We start from the raw sequence: 19,407 nt of genomic DNA, 5'->3' as shown, positions 1-19,407 counted from the left end.
GGTACCGCACGACGAGTTCTCTCCGTATTGGTCACGGCACAGCGAAACTTTGCGAGGACGTTGCCCTTATCAGTCAACTCGCCTGGGGCCACCCCTCTCCCCACCCTCTCCCGCAAGGGGAGAGGGAACCTTTCCGCCGGTGCGCCCCTTACACGCGCTCAACAGACCGTGACATAGATAGGGTGTCGTCCCGGGCAAGCGCAGCGCGACCTGGGACCCATCACCACCGATGGTCATTGTTGCACGACGCTGGGGCCACAGCTCACTTCAACGACGCAACCCTGTGGTTGTGGGTCCCGGCCTTCGCCGGGACGACGGCGGTGGATGGGGGAGGCGTCCCGCGTCATCGAAAGAGCAGCGCCGACCTTAGCCCAGCCGCAACTCCGCATAACCCCCCGCTGCCACCGCATCGCATCGCTCGCGATACGCCGGCGCGCTGCCGCTGTAGCGGGCGACGATGCGCGTCTGCTTGCCTTCGACATTGCGGTTAATGCCGGTCATCCAGGAATCGACTTCGTTGGAGAGCAGGCCGACGCCGAGCGCCTTGACATGATCGGTCCAATCCGCGGTGCCCTCGGGCGTGGCGTCGAGGAAGGTCAGGCCTTTGTCATGCGCGAAGCGGATCAGGCCGGTGACCCAGTCGACGCTGTATTCGATGCTGCGCGGGATGTTGCCGAGCGCAGTGTGCGGGCCCATCAGCATCATCATGTTGGGGAAGCCGTCGACCATCAGCCCGAGATAGGTCTCGGGGCCGTGCGTCCACTTCTCTTTCAGCCGCGCGCCGTGTGCGCCGCGGATATCGATCATGTCGAAGCTGCCGGTGATGGCGTCGAAGCCGGTGGCGTAGATGATGATGTCGAAGGCGTAGTCCTTCTCGGTCGTCCGGATGCCTTCGGGCGTGATCCGCTCGATCGGCGTCGCCTTGAGATCGACCAGCTCGACATTGTCGCGGTTGTAGACCTCGTAATAGAAGGTCTCGAGCGGCAGCCGCCGCGTGCCGAAACCGTGGTTTGTCGGGATCAGCATCTCCGCGACCTTGGGATCCCTGACGCGCTCGCGGATCTTGCGCGCGACGAAATCGCTGATCGTCGCATTCGCCTTGCGGTCGATCAGGATATCCCTGAAATTGCCCTGCCAGATGCCGAAGCCGCGTTCGCCATAGAGCTTCTCGTAGAACGCCTCGCGCACCTCGTCGCTGACCTCGAACGCGCCGCGCGGGTCGGGCGTATGCACGAAACATGCAAACGTCTCCTTGCAGCGCGCGAAGATCTCGGGATAACCGGCCTTGATCCTGCCTTGCGTCTCCGCGTCGATCCTGCCGTTGTGCAATGGCGCTGCCCAGTTGGCGGTGCGCTGGAACACGGTGAGATGGCCGACCTCGCCGGCGATGGTCTGGATGGTCTGGATGCCGGTGGCGCCGGTGCCGATCACGGCGACGCGCTTGCCGGTGAAATCCACCTTCTCCTTCGGCCAGCGCGCGGTGTGAAACGACTGCCCCTTGAAATCGTCGATGCCCGCGATGCGCGGCAGGGTCGGTGTCGACAGCGGCCCGATCGCGGTGATCAGGAAGCGGCATGAGTGGCGCGCGCCGCTCTCCAGCGCGATCTGCCAGCTCCGCGTCTCGTCCTGGTAGATCGCCGACGTGACGCGGCTCTCGAACTGGATGTCGCGGCGCAGGTCGAATTTGTCGGCGACGTAGTTGCAGTAGCGCAGGGTCTCGGGCTGGCCGGCGAAATGCTCCGACCATTCCCATTCCTGCAACAACTCCTTCGAGAACGAGTAGCCGTAGGAATAGCTTTCGGAATCGAAGCGCGCGCCGGGATACCGATTCCAGTACCAGGTGCCCCCCACACCGGTACCGGCCTCGAACACCCGCGCATTCAGGCCGAGCTCGCGCAGCCGGTAGAGCTGGTACATGCCGGACAGGCCGGCGCCGATGATGATGACGTCGTAGTCCAGCGCAGCCGTCTGGGCGCTGTTGTCCTGGCGCGATGCGGCCACCTGTCGCTGCTCCCTGATCGGTTGATTGCCGGCAAGGCTAACCGGTCTTGTTGTTGCCGACAAACATCGAAGCGCGTGGCAGCTATCGCGATTTGCCGGGTTTGCCCGCCTGCGCGCATTCCGCGCGGCGGACTGTCGGCGTCGCGGCTTTACTCGGCCGCGGGATACCCGCTATCGTCGACCCGACAAGACGATCGCCCGCCAAGCGGCGACGGAACCAGCGGGAGTGAGGCGATGGGAGAGGCGCTGCGCAGGCCGACATCGATCGATGTCAGCAATCCCCGGCTTTACCAGGACGACATTTGGCGGCCGCTGTTCGCGCAACTCCGCCGCGACGATCCCGTGCATTATTGCGAGACGTCGGCCTACGGCCCTTACTGGTCGGTGACGCGCTACGACGACATCTTTGCCGTCGAGCTGGATCACCAGAACTATTCCTCGGCCTCCGAGCTTGGCGGTATCCAGATCGCGGAGTACCCGAAGGGGCAGGAACGTCAGAGCTTCATCCGCATTGATCCCCCGGGGCATACCGCGCAGCGCCGCACGGTGGCACCGATCGTCGCGCCGTCGAACCTCGCCAATTTGGAGGCTTTGATCCGCCAGCGCACGGCCACCGTGCTCGATGCGCTGCCGCGCAACGAGACCTTCGACTGGGCCGAGCGGGTCTCGGTCGACCTCACCAACATGATGTTGGCAACGCTGTTCGATTTTCCCGCGGAAGATCGCGCCAAGCTGACCTGGTGGTCGGATGTCGCGATCGCCAACGTCGAGTCCCCCGACGCGGTTGTGCACTCGGAAGCTGAGCGCACCACTGAGCTGGTCAAGATGGGAGAATATTTCCGCAAGCTATGGGACGCGCGGGTCGATGCGCCGCCCACCTTCGACCTGATCTCGATGCTGGCGCATTCGGAGGCGACGCGGAATCTGGAGCCGCGCGAGTTCATCGGCACCATCGGGCTGCTGATCGTCGGCGGCAACGACACCACGCGGAATTCGATGTCGGCGGGGCTGATGGCGCTGTGCGAGAACCCCGCGCAATTCGAGCTGCTCCGCGCCCGACGCGAATTGATCCCGAACCTGGTGTCCGAGACTATCCGTTACCACACGCCGGTGCTGCACATGCGCCGCACCGCGCGCAATGATGTCGAGCTCGCCGGGCGGCAGATCCGCAAGGGCGACAAGGTGGTGATGTGGTACATCTCCGGCAATCGCGACGAGGACAAGATCGAGCGGGCCGATGAATTCATCATCGATCGCGCCAAGCCGCGTCAGCACCTCGCCTTCGGCGCCGGCATCCATCGCTGCGTCGGCGACCGCCTCGCCGAGCAGCAACTCCGCATCCTCTGGGAGGAGGTTCTGGCGCGCGATCTGCGTTTTGAGCTGATGGGCCCGCCGCAAAGGCTCTATTCCAATTTCATCCGCGGTATACGAAGCTTGCCGGTGAGAATCGTCAATTGAGCTGCATCGCCTGGCGTCATTGCGAGGAGCGAAGCGACGAAGCAATCCATCTCGCCGCCTGTGGTAGGAGTGGATTGCTTCGCTTCGCTCGCAATGACGAAGGGGGCTACTAAGGAACAAGAATGAAGAACGATCCCGTTGACGTCCTGATCATCGGCGCCGGCGCCTCCGGCGCTGCAGTGGCCTGGAGCCTCGCCGATACCAAGATGCATATCCTCTGCCTCGATCAGGGCGGCTGGATGAATCCTGCCGAATATCCGAGCACCGGGCGCGACTGGGAGGCGAAATTCTACGGCGAGTGGTCGTCCAGCCCGAACATCCGCAAGCGGCCTGAGGACTACCCGATCAACGACGACAATTCGCCGATCAAGGTGGTCAACTTCAACGCGGTCGGCGGCTCGACGGTGATGTACACCGCGCACTGGCCGCGGCTGCATCCCTCCGACTTCAAGGTGAAGACGCTCGACGGCGTCGCCGACGACTGGCCGATCGATTACGATGCGCTGACGCCGTTCTTCGAGGAGAACGATCGCATGATGGGCGTCTCGGGCCTGTCGGGCGATCCGCTGTCGCCGCTCAGCCATCCGCCGATGCCGCAGCAGCCGCTCGGCCTGTCCGGGCCCTTGATCGGCACGGCGATGAACAAGCTCGGCTGGCACTGGTGGCCGTCGGACACGACGGTTGCGACGATGGACTACGAGGGCAGGGCGCGCTGCATCAATCTCGGCCACTGCACGCCGGCCTGCGCGCAGGGCGCCAAGGCCTCGACCGACATCACCTATTGGCCGCACGCGATCCGCGCCGGGGTCGAGCTCAGAACCCATTGCCGGGTGCGCGAGATCCTGACCAACAAGGACGGCATGGCCTCCGGCGTCGTCTACTACGACAAGGACGGCGTCGAGCAATTCCAGCCGGCCGAGGTCGTCATCATCGCCTGCAACGGCGTCGGCACGCCGCGGCTGCTGCTCAACTCGGTGTCGGGAAAATTCCCGAACGGCCTTGCCAACTCGTCCGGCCTGGTCGGCAAGAACCTGATGTTCCACCCCTACGCGCAGGTCTACGGCTTCGTGAAGGAGCCGACCGACTCGAACCGCGCGCCGCCGACCTGCCTGTGGAGCAAGGAGTTCTACGACACGGATCTGTCGCGCGGCTTCGTCCGCGGTTACGGCATCCAGTTCGGCCGTGGCGCCGGGCCGGTGTTCGAGGCGGTCGCGAGCGAGCAGAAAGGCATCCTGCCCTGGGGCAGGGATCATCACCGCGTGTTCCGCAAGCTCAACGGTCATCGTCTTGCGGTGTCGGCGATCTGCGAGGATCTGCCGGAGGAGCATAACCGCGTCACGCTCGATCCCGTGCTGAAGGACAGCCACGGCATCCCGGCGCCGAAGATCGACTACACGATCAGCGCGAACAGCCGGAAGATGATGGACCATGGCCTGGCGCGCGGCCGGGAGATCCTCGAGGCCGCCGGCGCCACCGACATCTGCATCAACGATCCGATTCCCTGGGGCGGCTGGCATCTGCTCGGCACCGCGCGGATGGGCACCGATCCGGCGCGCTCCGTGGTCAACGAATGGGGCCGCTCGCACGACGTCAAGAACCTCTTCATCGTCGACGGCAGCATCTTCGTCACCTCCGGTGGCGTGAACCCGACCTCCACCATCCAGGCCCTCGCGCTCTACATCGCCGACCAGATGAAGCAGCGTCTCGCCAATCTGTTCGACTGAGACCGTCCAGAGAACCGACATGTCCGATGCAAAACAACTGACCGCAGCCCAGCGCGCCGATCTCCGCACCGTCGCCGCGATGATCGTTCCCGCCAGTGACGAGTACAAGGTGCCGGGTGCGGACGATGCCGCGATCCAGGCCGATATGCTGGCAACGCTGGGCCGCGACACCGCGCTGGTCGCGCAGGCACTGGATCATCTGGCTGATCTCGCCGGCAAGCCGCTCGCCGAGCTCGACGATGCCGGGCGCGATGCCGTGGCGCAGGAGTTTCGCAGCCGTGGCGGCGCCGCCGCGGCGACGCTCGTCCGCGTGGTGCTGCAATGCTACTACCGCGACGACCGCGTGCTGCGCTCGCTCGGGCTCGAGCTGCGCGCGCCGTTCCCGAAGGGCCATGTGCTGCCGGACGGCGACTGGTCGCTGCTCGATCCGGTCAAGGCGCGCGGCGGCACGCTGCGGCGAGTGCCCTAGCCGACCGGGCAGGTAACTACTTGCGGCGACGGGAGCCGGTCACCATTTGAGGGGACCAAAGGACTCTCGCCATGCTGGATTTTACCTCAGATACCGCTGCTGACACGCCGTCAGCGGCGACGGCCGATGCTGCCCGGCTAGATGATCGGGCCTTGCTGGATGCCTATTCCAATGCCGTGATCGACGTGACCGACCGCGTCGGCTCGGCCGTGGTCCGGGTCGAAACCGGGCCGAAGGTGCGTAACGCGCGCGAGCGCGGCGGGCTCGGCTCGGGCATCGTGATCTCGCCCGACGGCTTCGTGCTGACCAACAGCCATGTGGTCGGATCGTCGAAGGAGATCCGGTTGCGCGACACCGAGGGCTTCGTCACCGAAGCGCATGTGCTCGGCGTCGATCCCGACACCGATCTCGCCTTGTTGCGGGCCGATGGCGCGCGCGATCTGGCCTATGCCTCGCTCGGCAACTCCAAGACCTTGCGGCGCGGCCAGCTCGTGGTCGCGATCGGCAATCCGCTCGGGTTCGAATCGACGGTGACCGCCGGCGTGGTGTCGGCGCTCGGCCGCTCGATCCGCTCGGTCAGCGGGCGGACCATCGAGGACGTGATCCAGACCGATGCCGCGCTCAATCCCGGCAATTCCGGCGGGCCGCTGGTGTCGTCGAAGGGCGAGGTGATCGGCATCAACACCGCGATCATCAACGGCGCGCAGGGCATCTGCTTTGCGGTCGCCAGCAACACCGCGCAATTCGTGCTGTCGGAGATCATCCGCCACGGCTATGTCCGTCGCGCCTATATCGGCGTCGCCGGCCAGACCGCGCCGGTGCCGCGGCGCCATGCGGTGCTGGCCGGCGTCGAGAACAAGATGGGTGCGCTCTTGATGCAGATCGAGCCGGACAGCCCGGCCGCGCGCGCGAGTTTGTTGCCGGGCGACGTCGTGATCAGGCTCGACGGCATCGAGATCAACGGCGTCGACGATCTGATCCGCGCGCTCGATCACAGCCGGATCGACCGGACGCTATCGATGGACGTGCTCCGCCTCGGCCGCCTGCGCGCGATCGACATCCATCCGATCGGTAGGAAGCCGGCGAAGCAGTGAGGGCGAATTTGTCGGCGTACGAGATGCACCCTCTCCCCTGTGGGAGGGTCGCTTCGCGCAGCGAAACGAGGTGAGGGGTCTGTCTCCACGGGTAGATACCCCTCATTCGCAACTCGGCAAGTGGGCCGGGTGGCCCAGCAACAACACCAAGTCCCAGAGTTCCTGCCTAGTTCAGAGCAAACCAGACCTTGGCAACAAACGCCGCGCCGCACCAGTTCGAGGTCAGGCCATCCGGGTTGGTCGCGAGGTTCACGCGGCCGCCTGGCCGCGCATTTGGATCGCCTGTAAAGACAAAGCAGTTTTCCTTCGTCAGATTGGTGTCGTAGTAGCGCAGGTCGAAGTTGAACGCCTTGTGGGTGAAGGTCACGCCTGCCTGCCAATTGAGATAGGAAGGCAAGGGGAATCCACCGAGTTGCTGGCTTTGATTGCCGAACCAGGAATAGCCGGCAGCGGTCGTGAAGGATATGGTTACGTCGTGCGGCAGCAATTGGCTCGGCACATCATAGCCGACGCCAGCTGCCACATATTGGCTCCAGGCCCCGGTGTTCGAGACATTCGGCGAATAGGCGTAGCCTGCGGCGAGGCGGACTTGCTCGCTGATCTTTCGGTCGCCGCGGATGACCGTCTCCCAATAATTGATTCCGTTGGTCTCGCCGGGAAGCCGTTCTCCGGGATAAGCGAAATAGGTCACGCCAAAATCGAAATCGATGGTTGCGAATGTCGGACGGAAACCGGCGGCATAGGTGAATTCGGCGGCTGGTTGTGTCGGCAGGTTGACGGTGGCGACCGTTGTGCCGGCGTATAGCTGGCCCCATCTTGCTTCCAGGGCGGCACCGACCGCAGGCCCATGATCGGACAAGGTAACGCCGCGATAGATGTAATCGGACGCAAGTCCCGCGCGGGCGCTGAATTCCAGCTCGTTCGCAGGCGTTGCGTGGTTGGTGTCGGCCGCCGACCAACCGCGATTGCCGAGGCCGATCGCTCCGGCTGGGCTGGGGGCTTGGGCGTAAGCGAAATCGCTGATCGAAATCACAAGCCATAGCGCGACCAACCCTGTGATCGAGCGACCACTTGTTGCGTCTTTTCGCTGCCGCACTGTCGCTTACCCTCCAAGAGCTACCGCGACGCCAACCAGTGCACACCCCACAGCCACCATCGAAAGCCCTGCCATCCAGGGCCGCAACCCGCTACGTAGTCCAAATACGTAACCGCAGCAGAACAGCATCACGATGGCGACAACGTAGGTCACATGCAAGGCCAATCTGGGGTCGCGCAGCAGCACGGACGGAATTGTCAGCGGCAAGGTCGAAAGGAAACTCAACAAGCAAAGCCCCAGCGCTCCCGTCCAGTCGCGCTTCGTCAGCCCTGGATCAAGGAACGGCTCAGGCAATTGCTGCAAAGTTTTCCGGAGCACTTCCAATTGGTCCAGAGGCAGGATCGCCGCCAATTGGGGCGGCAATGCATCCGAGATGATGCGCTGCGCAGTTTCGGGATCGGGCGCCTGCCTGATTGCGCGGAGCGTCAAAGCCTTGTCTCCCCGGTCATTGATCCGAGCCAGAAGATAAAGACCGCCGTCAACAATACCCCAGGCCAGATTGCAGCCTAGCGCTCCCATCAGCATCGTACGAATGTTGATGCCAGCGCCCGATGCGATACTCAGCGAGCAGATGAAGGTAAGGGCCATGATCAGGCCGAATAAGGTCTCCGAGATTCGTTCCATCGGATCCAGTACGTGTCGAGGCGCTGAGGCGTCTGACATGAAATCATCTCCCGTTGGCCATCTCGGCTCCCCATAAGGGCTGCGCACTCTGCGCCTGACATCGATTGATCCATGTCAAGGCGGCATTTCAATTCCGTGCAGGTATCCGGCTCTAAGTATACGCGGAGGCGAAATATGTTTCCTTTCGCTGCGCTCTGGTGCGGATGTCTGATGATGAGCGGCGGCAGCTTCCGCGCTGCACGGTGGCTCCGGAGCGATGGCTGGCAAAGATCATTTCTTCTTTTCGTCGCGCTGATACTTGCCGGAGTTGGTGCTGTGTCGCCGGTACAAGCTGCCTCTGAAGATTCCGGGTGGCACGAGTTCAGCGGAACGTGGACCGCGGCAGGCAGCCGCCGCGACATCGGGCTCGGTGGCGATCGGCGAGCTTCGGTTGCCGATTACAGTGGATCACTCATGCTCTACGGGTCCTCACGTCCTGCGCTGGGCTTCCGCGCCGAGGCCGTCGTACTCAACGACAGCGCTACCGGCCTGACAGGACGGGCTGTCTGGACGGATGACACAGACAATCACGTCTATAGCGAGCTTCGCGGCGAAACCACCTCGGCAGGCAATCGCATCGTCGGGACATTTGTGGGCGGCAGCGGTCGGTACAAGGGTGCGACGGGCACCTACGAATTCTCCTGGCGCTTTCTTCTGGAAAACGAAGACGGTGTCGTGCAGGGCCAGTCGATGGGGCTCAGCGGCAAAGTCCGATTTCTGTCAACGCCGGATGAGCCCGGCGCAGGAACGTCCAAGCCATGAAACGCCCCCTCACATTCCTGAAGCCGGCGTTGCCGTTCATGCTGGCGATCGGCATCTGGCTGACACCCGTTCCGGCTGGATTGACCCCGCCCGCCTGGCACCTGTTCGCCGTGTTTGCATCGGCGATCGCATCGGTCCTGATCGGCTCTTTTCCGTTGCTCCCATCCGCGCTGCTCGCTGTCGCGGCGGTGGTCCTGACCGGCACCATTTCGCCGGCGAAGGCCTTTGCGGGTTTCGCCAACGCCAGTGTGTTGCTGGTCGTGATTGCCTTCCTGGTCGCACTGGCCGTGGTGAAGTCGGGCTTGGGGCGGCGGATCAGCCTGTTCATGGTCGGTCTGTTCGGCAAATCGTCTCTTGGGCTTGCCTACAGTATCGTCATAACGGACGCCATCATTGCTCCGGGTTTTCCCAGCAACACGGCGCGAGGTGGTGTTCTGTTCCCGATAGTGCTGTCGGTCGCCAGCGGGTCCGGTTCGCGACCGGAGGAGCCCGAGGGTCGTAGACTGGGCGGCTATCTCATGTTCTGCGGGATGGCGAGCTTGTCGGTTTCGTCTGCGCTTTGGATGACCGCCACCTCGGCCAACCCGCTAGGGGTCCAGATAGTCAAGGGGTTCGGGGTAGAAATCGGCTTCGGCAAGTGGCTGGTCGTGGCCGCAGTGCCTGCACTGATTGCGCTCTTGCTGCTTCCCTGGCTTGTGGCGCGCATTTTCCCGCCAGGGATTGGGCAAACACCCGACGCACCCGTTGCTGCCCGGAAGGAGCTTGCGGCGCTTGGTCCGCTCAAGCGCGATGAATGGATCACGGCCGGAATCTTCGCATTCATGATCCTGGGTTGGGTATTTGGCGATTCGTTGCAGCTGAATTCGACCAGCGTCGCTTTCGCTGGCCTCGGTATGCTGCTCATGTCAAATGTCATAGGATTGAGAGACATTGCAGAACACGGAGAGGCCCTCGAAACGTTTCTGTGGCTTGCCGTGCTGTTTGCCTTGAGCGGGCAACTCAACGAACTCGGGTTTATGGGTTACGTCGGCCAGCGGCTGGCGTCCTACATAGTCGGCCTTTCGTGGCAGATGACCTACGTCATACTGGTCGCACTGTATGTGCTAATTCACTACATGTTTGTCAGTCAGACTTCACAGGTGCTGGCTTTGCTCGGCGTCTTTGTTGACGTCGGCATCAGAGGAGGCGTGCCCGCACCGTTGATGGCGTTTGCTCTGCTGTTTGCAAGCAGTTACTTCTCGGTCATTACGCCCCAAGGTGGCAGCCAGAACGTCATCTTCGTAAGCAGCGGTTACCTCACACAACCGGAGCTCTATCGGCTTGGCCTGCTTGTGACGCTCCTCTTTCTCGTCGTGTTCCTTGTAATCGGAACTCCCTGGATCCTGCTGGTCACGTGACTGCGCGTGATCGAGATCCATCCGATCGGAAGGAAGCCGGCGAAGCAGTAAGCACGAATTTTTCCGCGCGAGATGCACCCTCTTCCCCTGTGGGAGAGGGTCGCTTCGCGCAGCGAAGCGGGGTGAGGGGTCTCTTTCCACGAACTCATCTGCGGAGAGAACCCCTCATCCGGCGCTGCGCGCCACCTTCTCCCACAAGGGGAGAAGGGAAGGACAAGTTTGCGGTAGCCCTACTGCAGCGCCGCCAGCAACTCGTCGGGCTGCTCGACCATCATCATGTGGCCAGCAAGTAGCCCGGATGAGCGAAGCGATATGCGGGATTGATGTCGCGATCTACTGCCGGCCCCCGTATGTCGCTTCGCTCATCCGGGCTACGCTCGCTGTTGGCCTGAAGCCGCTACCGCCGCGTCCGTCAGGGAACGATCACCACTTTTCCCGGAATGCGATCTGTTTGGCGTGATCGCTTTTCACTACCAGTATGGCCACCGCCACCCCTCATAGAGGTCCCAAGACGACACTAGGGGCGGCCCATATGGATCGACCCGGTCGTCTTCAGGGCGATAGCGATATCGTGGAACGATGTAATAATCCCACGGGGTCGGCGTTATCACGGGCGTCGGGATCACGACCCTCGTTCGTTCATGAACGATCTGTGCCTTGCGCGCCCGGGCTTCAGCACCGGACGTCCCGAGGGTACACAGCACCAGGGCCGCTCCGAGAGCGCATGCGACAGTCACCATCTTCATCATGCATCGGCCTCCTCGCCTGAGAGTGCAAAAGGACTCAAAGCAAGCTCATTCGCCCTTGGCTGGCGTGAATCTCCGCGTCAGGCCGCTCTCGGACTTGTCGCAAAAATTCGGAATAATAGAAGATATCGCTGAGTTGCCCGACGTGTCAAGTTGCTTGTCCGAGTGACGGCGGCCGGTCTGCTCCTTTGCATGGGGTTGTTTTCGATATTTTGGGATGGCGGGAAGCGGAGCCGGCGTACGCTGCTACAGCAGCGCCGCCAGCAGCTCGTCGGGCTGCTCGACCATCATCATGTGGCCGGCGCCCGGCAGCATCACGACGCGCGCGTTCGGCGTCGCGGCGGCAAGAGCCTTTCCCGCCTTGGCCGGGGTCATCATGTCGCGCTCGCCGAGGACGAAGGTCGCGGGCACCTTGACCGCGGCGGCGGCGGTCAACCCGTTCTGATAGGCGTTGCAGGCGTTGAGGTCGTTGTACAGCACACCGGGCTTTGCCTCCTGCAGCACACGCTGCGCGCCCTGGTGCATCCACAGGCCCGGCGCGAGGCTGCCGCCAAGCTCGGCCTTGAAGCCGAGGCCCCAGATCGAGACCATGTCGATCGCGGCGACGTCATTGGCTTCGGCGGCCTTCAGGAGATCAGGGCCGACCGTCATGGTCGCGGCGGTGCCGATCAGCGCGAGCCCGGAGACCTTGTCGGGATGCCGCGCCGAGGTCTCGATCGCGATCAGCGAGCCCATCGAATGGCCGATCAGCCGGGCCTTGGCTGCACCGGCGGCGGTGATCAGCGCCGCGATCCAGTCGGCCATCTCGGCAATCGTTGCGAGCGGCTTGCCGGCGGAGCGGCCATGGCCGGGCAGATCAGGTGCCAGCACGGAATAGCCGTGATGGGCGAACCAGCGGCTGTGCAGCGCCCAGGTCGAGGAATCGAAGCCGGCGCCGTGGATCATCACCACAGCGGGCAGCGATGGGTCGAACGGCTTGCCGCCGGTGGCGATGAAGGTGTCTGATCCGTTGACGGAAAGCTGCATGGCGCTCAAGTCCTTTGCGAGGCGCGCAGCGCCTGGCCGAGATCGTCGATGATATCGTCAGCGGTTTCGATGCCGACCGACAGCCGCACCAGCTCCTCGCCGATCCCTGCGGCCTTGAGCTGCTCGGCATCCATCTGTTGATGCGTGGTGCTGGCAGGATGGATCACCAGCGTCTTGGCATCGCCGACATTGGCGAGATGGCTGATCAGCTTCAGGGACTCGATGAACTTCTTGCCGGCGGCGCGGCCGCCCTTGATGCCGAAGCTGATGATCGAGCCGGCGCCGCGCGGCAGCAGCTTCTTCGCCAGCGCGTAGTCCGGATGCGTCTCCAGCGACGGATGCAGCACCCAGTCGACCGCCTTGTTCGCGGCGAGCGCCTCCAGCACCGCATGGGTGTTGCTGATGTGGCGATCCATGCGGACGCCGAGCGTCTCGATGCCTTGCAACAGCTGGAACGCGTTGGTCGGCGACAGGCAGGCGCCGAAATCGCGCAGGCCTTCGGTGCGGCCGCGCATGATGAAGGCGGCCTTGCCGAACTGCTCGTCGAAGACGATGCCGTGATAGCCGGCATAGGGCTCGGTAAGCTGCGGGAATTTGCCGGAGGCGCGCCAGTCGAACCGGCCACCGTCGACGATGACGCCACCGATCGCGATGCCGTGGCCGCCCAACCACTTGGTCGCCGAGTTCATCGTGATGTCGGCGCCGAGCTCGATCGGCTGGCTGAGATAGGGTGTCGCGAACGTATTGTCGATCAGGAGCGGAATCTTCGCATCATGCGCGATCTGCGCTACGGCCGGGATGTCTAGCACCTCGAGGCCGGGATTGCCGATGGTCTCGCCGATCACGAGGCGGGTGTTCGGCTTGATCGCGGCACGGAATTCGTCGAGCGCGCGCGGCTTGACGAAGGTCGTGGTGATGCCGAACCGCGGCAGCGTATGCGCGAGCAAATTGATGGTGCCGCCATAGAGCGAGGCGGAGGCGACGATATGGTCGCCGGCATTGAGCAGCGTTGCGATCGCAAGATGCATCGCGGCCATGCCGCTGGCGGTGCAGATCGCGCCGACGCCGCATTCAAGCGCGGCGATCCGTTCTTCCAGCACCGCGGTCGTCGGATTGGAGATGCGCGTGTAGATGTGGCCGGCGCGTTCGAGGTTGAACAGCGCCGCGGCGTGGTCGGCGTCCTGGAACACGTAGGACGTGGTCTGGTAGATCGGAACCGCGCGCGCGCCGGTTGTGGGATCGGGACGCTGGCCGGCGTGCAGGCTCAGGGTTTCGAAGGCAGGCGGCTTGGGTGCGGGCATGCGAAACTCGTCAGGTCAGTCGATGAAAAGGTTGAGTCCGAAGATCTAGACGTGAACTGCGGTGCGAACACGGCCGACATTGCCGAACACGCGCAAATAGCGCTCGACCTCGGATGGGATGCCGGTCGCCTTCTCCGGATTATCGGAGAGCTTCACGGCCGGTCGACCGTCGACCGACGTCACCTTGCAGACGATCGAGATCGGATCGAGCGCGGCGGTGCCGTCGGGCGCGCAGCCGACGAAGTCGTTGGTGAGGTTGGTGCCCCAGCCGAAGCTGACGCGCACGCGTCCCTTGAAGTGGTGGAATGTGTCCTCGATCGAGCCGACATCCATCGCGTCGGAGAATACCAAAAGCTTCTCCTTGGGATCGCGGCCCTTCTGCTTCCACCATTTGATGATGTCTTCGCCGGCGGTGATCGGCGGCGCGCTGTCGGGACGAAAGCCGGTCCAGTCGGCGACCCAGTCGGGCGCGTCGCGCAGGAATGGCTTGGTGCCGAACGCGTCGGGCAGCGCGATCAGCAGGTTGCCGCCATAGGCGTGGCGCCATTGGTCGAGGATGCGATAGGGTGCCCAGCGCAGCTCCTGGTCGTCGTTGGCGAGCGCGGCGGCCACCATCGGCAGTTCGTGCGCGTTGGTGCCGATCGCCTCGAGGTCGTTGTCCATCGCGAGCAGCACGTTCGACGTTCCGGTGAAGGAGGGGCCGAGACCTTCCTTCACCGCCTCGACGCACCAGCGTTGCCAGAGGAAGCCGTGGCGGCGCCGTGTGCCGAAATCGGATAGCCGCAATCCGTCCAGCTTGCGTAGCCGCTCGACCTTGGCCCACAGCTTGGCCTTGGCGCGGGCGTAGAGCACATCGAGCGCGAAGCGGCCGTAAGCCTTGGTCGCCGCGCGCGAGCGCAGCTCGTTGAGGATCGCGAGCGCCGGGATCTCCCACATCGTGGTGTGGGTCCACGGCCCGTGGAAATGCAGCTCATACTGGCCGTCGACCTTGTGCAGCTCGTATTCGGGCAGGCGGAAGGTCGAGAGCCAGTTGATGAAATCCGGCGAGAACATCTGGGTCTTGCCGTAGAACGTGTTACCGGCGAGCCAGATCAGTTCCTTCTTGCTGAAGCGGATGGTGCGGGCGTGGTCGAGCTGGGCGCGCAGCTCGCCCTCGTCAATGACCTCGGCGAGCCGGATATGGGTCGAGCGGTTGATCACCGAAAAGGTGGTGCGCGTGTCCGGATAGCTTTCCCGGATCATCTGCTGCATCAACAGCTTGTAGAAATCGGTGTCCAGCAGGCTGCGCACGATCGGGTCGAGCCGCCAGCCGTGGTTGTAGGTCCGGGTCGCGATATCTGTCACGGTCATGCGGGAACCTTAGCCTGCCCCGTGGCGCCCGCCCAGTGGGTATCGGGCGGAACATGGCAGGTCAGCGCGCTATGGTCTGCCGTATACGGCCGACCGTGGCGGGGACGTCGGTCCAGGCCGGCTTGTCCGGGGCAAACTGCCGCCGCAGGAAGGAGGCGAGCTCGGCGACCTGACCGTCGGTCATGCTGTCCTTGAAGGCCGGCATGTAGCCGAGGTCGGTGACGGCCGGCCTAGCAATGCCGTGCAGGATCACCTGGATCAGGTTGTCGGGGGCGTCGCTGTGCAGATTGCTGTTCAGCGCCAGCGACGGCCGGCTGCCGAACAGCGGCGGACCGCCGACCTCATGGCAGACCGCGCAGGCGCCCTGATAGATCCGGGCGCCCGCCGACGCGGCGCTGCTGACGGCGGTGGTGGCTTCGAGCTTCGCGGCAAGCGCATCGTGGGCCGATCGGTCGGTGCTCTCATTGAACGAGGCGAGGTAGACCGCCATCGCTCGGATGTCCTGGTCAGGCACCGCGGCTAGCTCGTGGATGACCGGCGCCATCGGCCCGGCGGCGACGCCGTGCAGGCGGGATTCGCCGGTGCGCAGATAGGCGTACAGCTCGTCCTCGCTCCAGGGGATCGGCGCTTTCGACAGCGACGTCAGCGCCGGTGCCTCCCAGCCCTCGGCGAAGCCGCCGGCGAGATAGGCTGCTTGCCGTTCGGCGCCGAGCGCATTGCGCGGCGAATGGCAGGCGCTGCAATGACCGAGGCCTTCGATCAGATAGGCGCCGCGATTCCAGATCGCCGACTTCGATGGATCGGGCTGGAAGGGGCGCGGCTGATGGAATAGCGCATTCCATCCGGCGAGCAGCGGCCGCAGGTTGAACGGAAAGGCGAGTGCGTTCGCCGGCGTCTCGGCGCGCACCGGCGCCTGCGCCATCAGATAAGCATAGAGCGCCTGCAGGTCGGCATCGGACGTCCTCGCGAAATGCGTGTACGGAAACGCCGGATAGAGATGCCGCCCGTCGCGATGAATGCCCTCGCGCATCGCGCGCTCGAAGGCGGGATAGGACCAGGCGCCGATACCGGTGTCGACGTCGGGCGTGATGTTGGTCGTGGTGATCGTGCCGAACGGCGTCTCGAGCGGCCGGCCGCCGGCGTTCGCGATGCCATACTCCGAGGTGTGGCAGACGGCGCAGGCGCCGAGCGCCGCAAGCTCCTTGCCGCGTGCGATCGTGGCAGTGGAATAGACCGAGGCATCAGGCCGCGCGATCGGCGCGATCGCCCGCCAGGGCAGCACGGCCGCGCCGATTCCGATCGCCGCGGCGCAGAGCGCGGCGATGCCGGCGAGCACGCCGCCGCGCTTTGCAAACGGATTTGGCCATTTGTTGAGGTCGGCCGTTTGCGCAGGCGGCGCCAGCGGGGCGGGTTCGACAGGTTGCTCACCACGCAAACCCTTCAAAATACGCTCCGGCGTGAACGGCAATTCGCGGAAACGTACCCCGGTCGCATCATAGATCGCATTGGCGATCGCGGCCGCGCTCGGCACCGAAGCGGACTCGCCGACGCCGAGCGGCGGCTGGTCCAGCCGCGGCAGCATCAGCACGTCGATCTCAGGCAATTCAGGGAATTTGATGATGGGGTAGGCGCCCCATTCCCGCGCCGTCACCGCGCCGCGCTCGAAGGAGACTTCCTCCATCAACGCGCGGCTGGTCGACTGGATGACGTTGCCTTGGATCTGGTGCCGTACGCCATCCGGATTGATCATCAGCCCGGAGTCCTGGCCGGCGACGACGCGGGTCACGCTGACATCGCCCGTCGCCTTGTTGACCGCGACGTCGGCTATCCAGGCTGACCATGCCGCGCCGTAGCCTGGAAATTTGCTGTGCACGTAGAGCGCATAAGCAAAGCCGCGGCCGCGCACGATGTCGCCTTCCGCCTCGGGCTCTTTCCACACCGGGCGCGGCGTCCAGCCGGCGCGCTCGGCGACGGCGTTGACGAGGTCGATCGCGCGCTTGTCCTTCAAATAGCGCAGCCGGTACTCGATCGGATCGACCTCGGCCTCGGCGGCGAGCTCGTCGATATAGGATTCATGCGCGAAAGTATTGGGCAGCGCTGAAACGCCACGAAACCAGGACGCACGCACGATCGGCGGCATGTCGTTGGCGACCACGCGCATGTTGTCGTAGTCGTAAGGCGGGATCGCGGTGCGATCGCCCATCTCGAACACGGCCGCTTCAGGCGCGATCCGTCCGGTGAGCAGCAGCGCCAGTGTCGGCGCGCCGTTCGAGGGATAGCGCGTGGAAAAATCGTAGCCGGCGACGCTGCCGTCGGCATTGAGCCCGCCATTGACGTCCATCAGCTGCGCGGTGCCCTTCGGCTCCCAGGCATGTTCCTGCTCGCGGGTGAGTTGCACACGCACGGGGCGGCCGACCGCGCGCGACAGCAGCAGCGCATCGGCGGAGACGTCGTCGCCGCAGTTGCGGCCGTAGCAGCCGGCGGCCTCCATCCGGATCACGTCGATCTCGGATTCCGGCCGCTGGATCAAAAGGGCCAGATCGCCGCGCAGGATGTGCGGGTTTTGGGTGCCGGACCAGACGCGGATAGCGCTTTCGCTATAATCGGCAACCGCGCAGGACGGCCCGATCGAGCCGTGCATCTGGTAGGGCCAGAGATAGGTCCGTTGCATCGGCTTCGCGGCCGCCTTGAGTGCGGCATCGACATCGCCCTTGTCGATCAGCTGGCGCGGCGTCGAAGGATTGGCGCGCAGCGCCTGCTCGATGTCGGAGAGATCGGTCAACGCCGGTCCCGGCTTCCAGCTCAACTTGAGCTGCGCCGCGGCCTTGATCGCGTTCTCCTCGCGCTCGGCGACGACGCCGACGAAATCGCCGATCCGCACCACCGCGACGAGCCCTGGGATATCCCGCACCGAGGCTTCATCGACCGCGATCAGGCTGGTGCCGACGAACGGGCCGGTATCGACGCCGGCATAGGGTGGACGGACGACGCGGCCGTGCAGCATGCCGTGCACGCGCACATCATGGACGTAGACCAGCTCGCCGGTGGCCTTCGCCGGCAGGTCGACGCGTGGCATCGACTTGCCGACGACGGAATAGGCGCTGACGTCCTTGACCGGAACATCGTCGGCGAGTTCGAGCCGGATGGTCTCGTCCGCGATCAGCTCGCCATAGCTGATGCTGCGGTTGTCGTGTCCGCGGATCAGGCCGTCCTCGATCGTGAGTTCGTGAGCTGGCAATTCGAGCCGCTCAGCCGCGCGTGTGAGCAAGAAGTGCCGCGCCTGCGCCGCGGCCTTGCGCAGGGGGACGGCGGTGATCTGGATGGTCTCGCTCGCGATCGTCGGGCCCTGGTTCGGCACCACGGCGGTGTCGCCGAGAATGACGACGACGCGGGCAAAGGAGACGTCGAGCTCTTCGGCGACGATCTGTCCGAGCGCGGTGCGGATGCCGGTGCCGAGATCGACGTGACCGTTATAGGCGTTGACCGAACCGTCTGATGTGATGGTGATGAAGGTCTCGAACGCGCCTTCCGCACCCAGCACCGCGGGGCGGACGACCGACAGCGAGCCGCGATTGCGTTGCCCTGGAGACCGTGTGTCCGTCATCAATCGCGTGCCTCGAGCACGTGGCTGGCGGCGCGCATCGCCGCGCGGATGATCTCGATATGCGCGCCGCAACGGCAGAGATTGTAGCGCAGCGCTTCCAGCACCTCGCGCTCGGATGGATTTGGATTGCGTGTGAGCAGCGCCTTGGTGGTGATGATCATGCCGTTGAGGCAATAGCCGCACTGCGCGGCCTGTTCGCTGATGAAGGCATCCTGCACGGGATCGGGATGCTCGCGCGTGCCGAGACCTTCGAGCGTGACGATGTCGCGCCCTACACAGCCCTCGATCGGAATCACGCAGGCGCGCGCGGCGACGCCGTCGATCAGCACCGCGCAGGCGCCGCACTCGCCGAGCCCGCAGCCGTATTTCGGTCCGTTCAATGCGAGGTCGTTGCGCAGCACGTAAAGCAATGCGGTGTCGGGAGCGGCGTCGACATCATGATTCCTGCCGTTCACGGTCAGGCGCATTGCTCCGGTTCTCCCCTGATGTTTGCGCTGCAATGTCAGCGTCAGATCGGCGACGAGGATAACGTTTGTATACAAACGTGCAAGCGGCGGCATGCCGCGCTGCAGCGAGTGCACGCTTTATGAACAGGGTGCGCAAGCGAACGGCAGCTTTTGATCGCAAAGGCCGCTTGACAGGTCCCGGGCTCGCGCGCAGGATCATTCGTATACGAACGATATAGGCAGGGAGGCGGAAGCGCAGTATGATCGACC

At 64.3% G+C, this 19,407-nt stretch carries 14 protein-coding genes; 6 read left to right on the top strand and 8 right to left on the bottom strand.

Annotated features, from left to right (window positions below; genetic code table 11):
* Nucleotides 1–366 precede the first annotated feature (366 nt).
* Entirely contained in the window at nucleotides 367–2,001 is a 1,635-nt protein-coding gene (locus tag FNJ47_RS07735) for an NAD(P)-binding domain-containing protein (RefSeq protein ID WP_163152258.1), read from the bottom strand.
* 234 nt (nucleotides 2,002–2,235) lie between these two features.
* Between FNJ47_RS07735 and FNJ47_RS07730 the strand changes: the two genes are divergently transcribed.
* The 4 genes from FNJ47_RS07730 (at nucleotide 2,236) to FNJ47_RS07715 (ending at nucleotide 6,746) form a co-directional block, all read left to right on the top strand.
* On the top strand, nucleotides 2,236–3,459 hold the full coding sequence (locus FNJ47_RS07730; protein WP_163152256.1) for a cytochrome P450: 1,224 nt from the start codon (nucleotides 2,236–2,238) through the stop codon (nucleotides 3,457–3,459).
* A gap of 122 nt (nucleotides 3,460–3,581) precedes the next feature.
* Nucleotides 3,582–5,183: a GMC family oxidoreductase gene (locus FNJ47_RS07725; protein WP_163152254.1), complete on the top strand. Its 1,602-nt coding sequence runs from the start codon at nucleotides 3,582–3,584 to the stop codon at nucleotides 5,181–5,183.
* Between the two features lie 19 nt (nucleotides 5,184–5,202).
* Nucleotides 5,203–5,652 carry a hypothetical protein gene (locus FNJ47_RS07720; protein ID WP_163152253.1) on the top strand — a complete coding sequence of 150 codons (450 nt, stop codon included), beginning with the start codon at nucleotides 5,203–5,205 and terminating at the stop codon, nucleotides 5,650–5,652.
* 71 nt (nucleotides 5,653–5,723) lie between these two features.
* The gene (locus tag FNJ47_RS07715) at nucleotides 5,724–6,746 is read left to right on the top strand and encodes a S1C family serine protease (RefSeq protein WP_163152250.1); all 1,023 of its coding nucleotides are present in this window, start codon (nucleotides 5,724–5,726) and stop codon (nucleotides 6,744–6,746) included.
* A 166-nt stretch (nucleotides 6,747–6,912) separates the two neighbouring features.
* Here FNJ47_RS07715 and FNJ47_RS07710 read toward each other — a convergent pair whose 3' ends face one another.
* The gene (locus tag FNJ47_RS07710) at nucleotides 6,913–7,779 is read right to left on the bottom strand and encodes a TorF family putative porin (protein ID WP_163152248.1); all 867 of its coding nucleotides are present in this window, start codon (nucleotides 7,777–7,779) and stop codon (nucleotides 6,913–6,915) included.
* 69 nt (nucleotides 7,780–7,848) lie between these two features.
* Complete coding sequence (locus FNJ47_RS07705) at nucleotides 7,849–8,505, bottom strand: VIT1/CCC1 transporter family protein (RefSeq protein WP_163152246.1); 657 nt, start codon at nucleotides 8,503–8,505, stop codon at nucleotides 7,849–7,851.
* Between the two features lie 174 nt (nucleotides 8,506–8,679).
* Here FNJ47_RS07705 and FNJ47_RS07700 point away from each other — a divergent pair, with 174 nt between their 5' ends.
* Entirely contained in the window at nucleotides 8,680–9,267 is a 588-nt protein-coding gene (locus tag FNJ47_RS07700) for a hypothetical protein (RefSeq protein ID WP_163152244.1), read from the top strand.
* Nucleotides 9,264–10,664 (top strand): DASS family sodium-coupled anion symporter, encoded by a 1,401-nt coding sequence (locus FNJ47_RS07695; RefSeq protein WP_163152242.1) that lies wholly within the window; start codon nucleotides 9,264–9,266, stop codon nucleotides 10,662–10,664. The genes FNJ47_RS07700 and FNJ47_RS07695 overlap by 4 nt, the downstream gene beginning before the upstream one ends.
* Nucleotides 10,665–11,656: 992 nt before the next feature.
* Here FNJ47_RS07695 and FNJ47_RS07690 read toward each other — a convergent pair.
* From FNJ47_RS07690 to FNJ47_RS07670, 5 genes are all read right to left on the bottom strand, one after another.
* Nucleotides 11,657–12,436 (bottom strand): alpha/beta fold hydrolase, encoded by a 780-nt coding sequence (locus FNJ47_RS07690; protein ID WP_163152240.1) that lies wholly within the window; start codon nucleotides 12,434–12,436, stop codon nucleotides 11,657–11,659.
* Nucleotides 12,437–12,441: 5 nt separating this feature from the next.
* Nucleotides 12,442–13,737 carry an O-acetylhomoserine aminocarboxypropyltransferase gene (locus FNJ47_RS07685; RefSeq protein ID WP_163152238.1) on the bottom strand — a complete coding sequence of 432 codons (1,296 nt, stop codon included), beginning with the start codon at nucleotides 13,735–13,737 and terminating at the stop codon, nucleotides 12,442–12,444.
* A gap of 45 nt (nucleotides 13,738–13,782) precedes the next feature.
* Complete coding sequence (gene pncB, locus FNJ47_RS07680; RefSeq protein ID WP_163152236.1) at nucleotides 13,783–15,087, bottom strand: nicotinate phosphoribosyltransferase; 1,305 nt, start codon at nucleotides 15,085–15,087, stop codon at nucleotides 13,783–13,785.
* A 61-nt stretch (nucleotides 15,088–15,148) separates the two neighbouring features.
* The gene (locus FNJ47_RS07675; protein WP_163152233.1) at nucleotides 15,149–18,691 is read right to left on the bottom strand and encodes a molybdopterin cofactor-binding domain-containing protein; all 3,543 of its coding nucleotides are present in this window, start codon (nucleotides 18,689–18,691) and stop codon (nucleotides 15,149–15,151) included.
* Nucleotides 18,691–19,158: a (2Fe-2S)-binding protein gene (locus FNJ47_RS07670; RefSeq protein WP_163152231.1), complete on the bottom strand. Its 468-nt coding sequence runs from the start codon at nucleotides 19,156–19,158 to the stop codon at nucleotides 18,691–18,693. Before FNJ47_RS07670 ends, FNJ47_RS07675 begins: the two co-directional genes overlap by 1 nt.
* Nucleotides 19,159–19,407 lie beyond the last annotated feature (249 nt).

The sequence above is a fragment of the Bradyrhizobium uaiense genome, assembly GCF_010811875.1.
Taxonomy (GTDB): domain Bacteria; phylum Pseudomonadota; class Alphaproteobacteria; order Rhizobiales; family Xanthobacteraceae; genus Bradyrhizobium; species Bradyrhizobium uaiense.
The sequence above is the reverse complement of the archived record's forward strand: the minus strand, read 5'-3'. Positions and strand labels throughout refer to the sequence as shown.

Bases quoted from the DNA above. Each gene is read 5' to 3' on its own strand.
- FNJ47_RS07730 (WP_163152256.1), top strand. From the start codon at position 2,236: ATGGGAGAGGCGCTGCGCAGGCCGACATCGATCGATGTCAGCAATCCC.
- FNJ47_RS07725 (WP_163152254.1), top strand. From the start codon at position 3,582: ATGAAGAACGATCCCGTTGACGTCCTGATCATCGGCGCCGGCGCCTCC.
- FNJ47_RS07720 (WP_163152253.1), top strand. From the start codon at position 5,203: ATGTCCGATGCAAAACAACTGACCGCAGCCCAGCGCGCCGATCTCCGC.
- FNJ47_RS07715 (WP_163152250.1), top strand. From the start codon at position 5,724: ATGCTGGATTTTACCTCAGATACCGCTGCTGACACGCCGTCAGCGGCG.
- FNJ47_RS07705 (WP_163152246.1), bottom strand. From the start codon at position 8,505: ATGTCAGACGCCTCAGCGCCTCGACACGTACTGGATCCGATGGAACGA.
- FNJ47_RS07700 (WP_163152244.1), top strand. From the start codon at position 8,680: ATGAGCGGCGGCAGCTTCCGCGCTGCACGGTGGCTCCGGAGCGATGGC.
- FNJ47_RS07695 (WP_163152242.1), top strand. From the start codon at position 9,264: ATGAAACGCCCCCTCACATTCCTGAAGCCGGCGTTGCCGTTCATGCTG.
- FNJ47_RS07690 (WP_163152240.1), bottom strand. From the start codon at position 12,436: ATGCAGCTTTCCGTCAACGGATCAGACACCTTCATCGCCACCGGCGGC.
- FNJ47_RS07685 (WP_163152238.1), bottom strand. From the start codon at position 13,737: ATGCCCGCACCCAAGCCGCCTGCCTTCGAAACCCTGAGCCTGCACGCC.
- pncB (WP_163152236.1), bottom strand. From the start codon at position 15,087: ATGACCGTGACAGATATCGCGACCCGGACCTACAACCACGGCTGGCGG.
- FNJ47_RS07675 (WP_163152233.1), bottom strand. From the start codon at position 18,691: ATGACGGACACACGGTCTCCAGGGCAACGCAATCGCGGCTCGCTGTCG.
- FNJ47_RS07670 (WP_163152231.1), bottom strand. From the start codon at position 19,158: ATGCGCCTGACCGTGAACGGCAGGAATCATGATGTCGACGCCGCTCCC.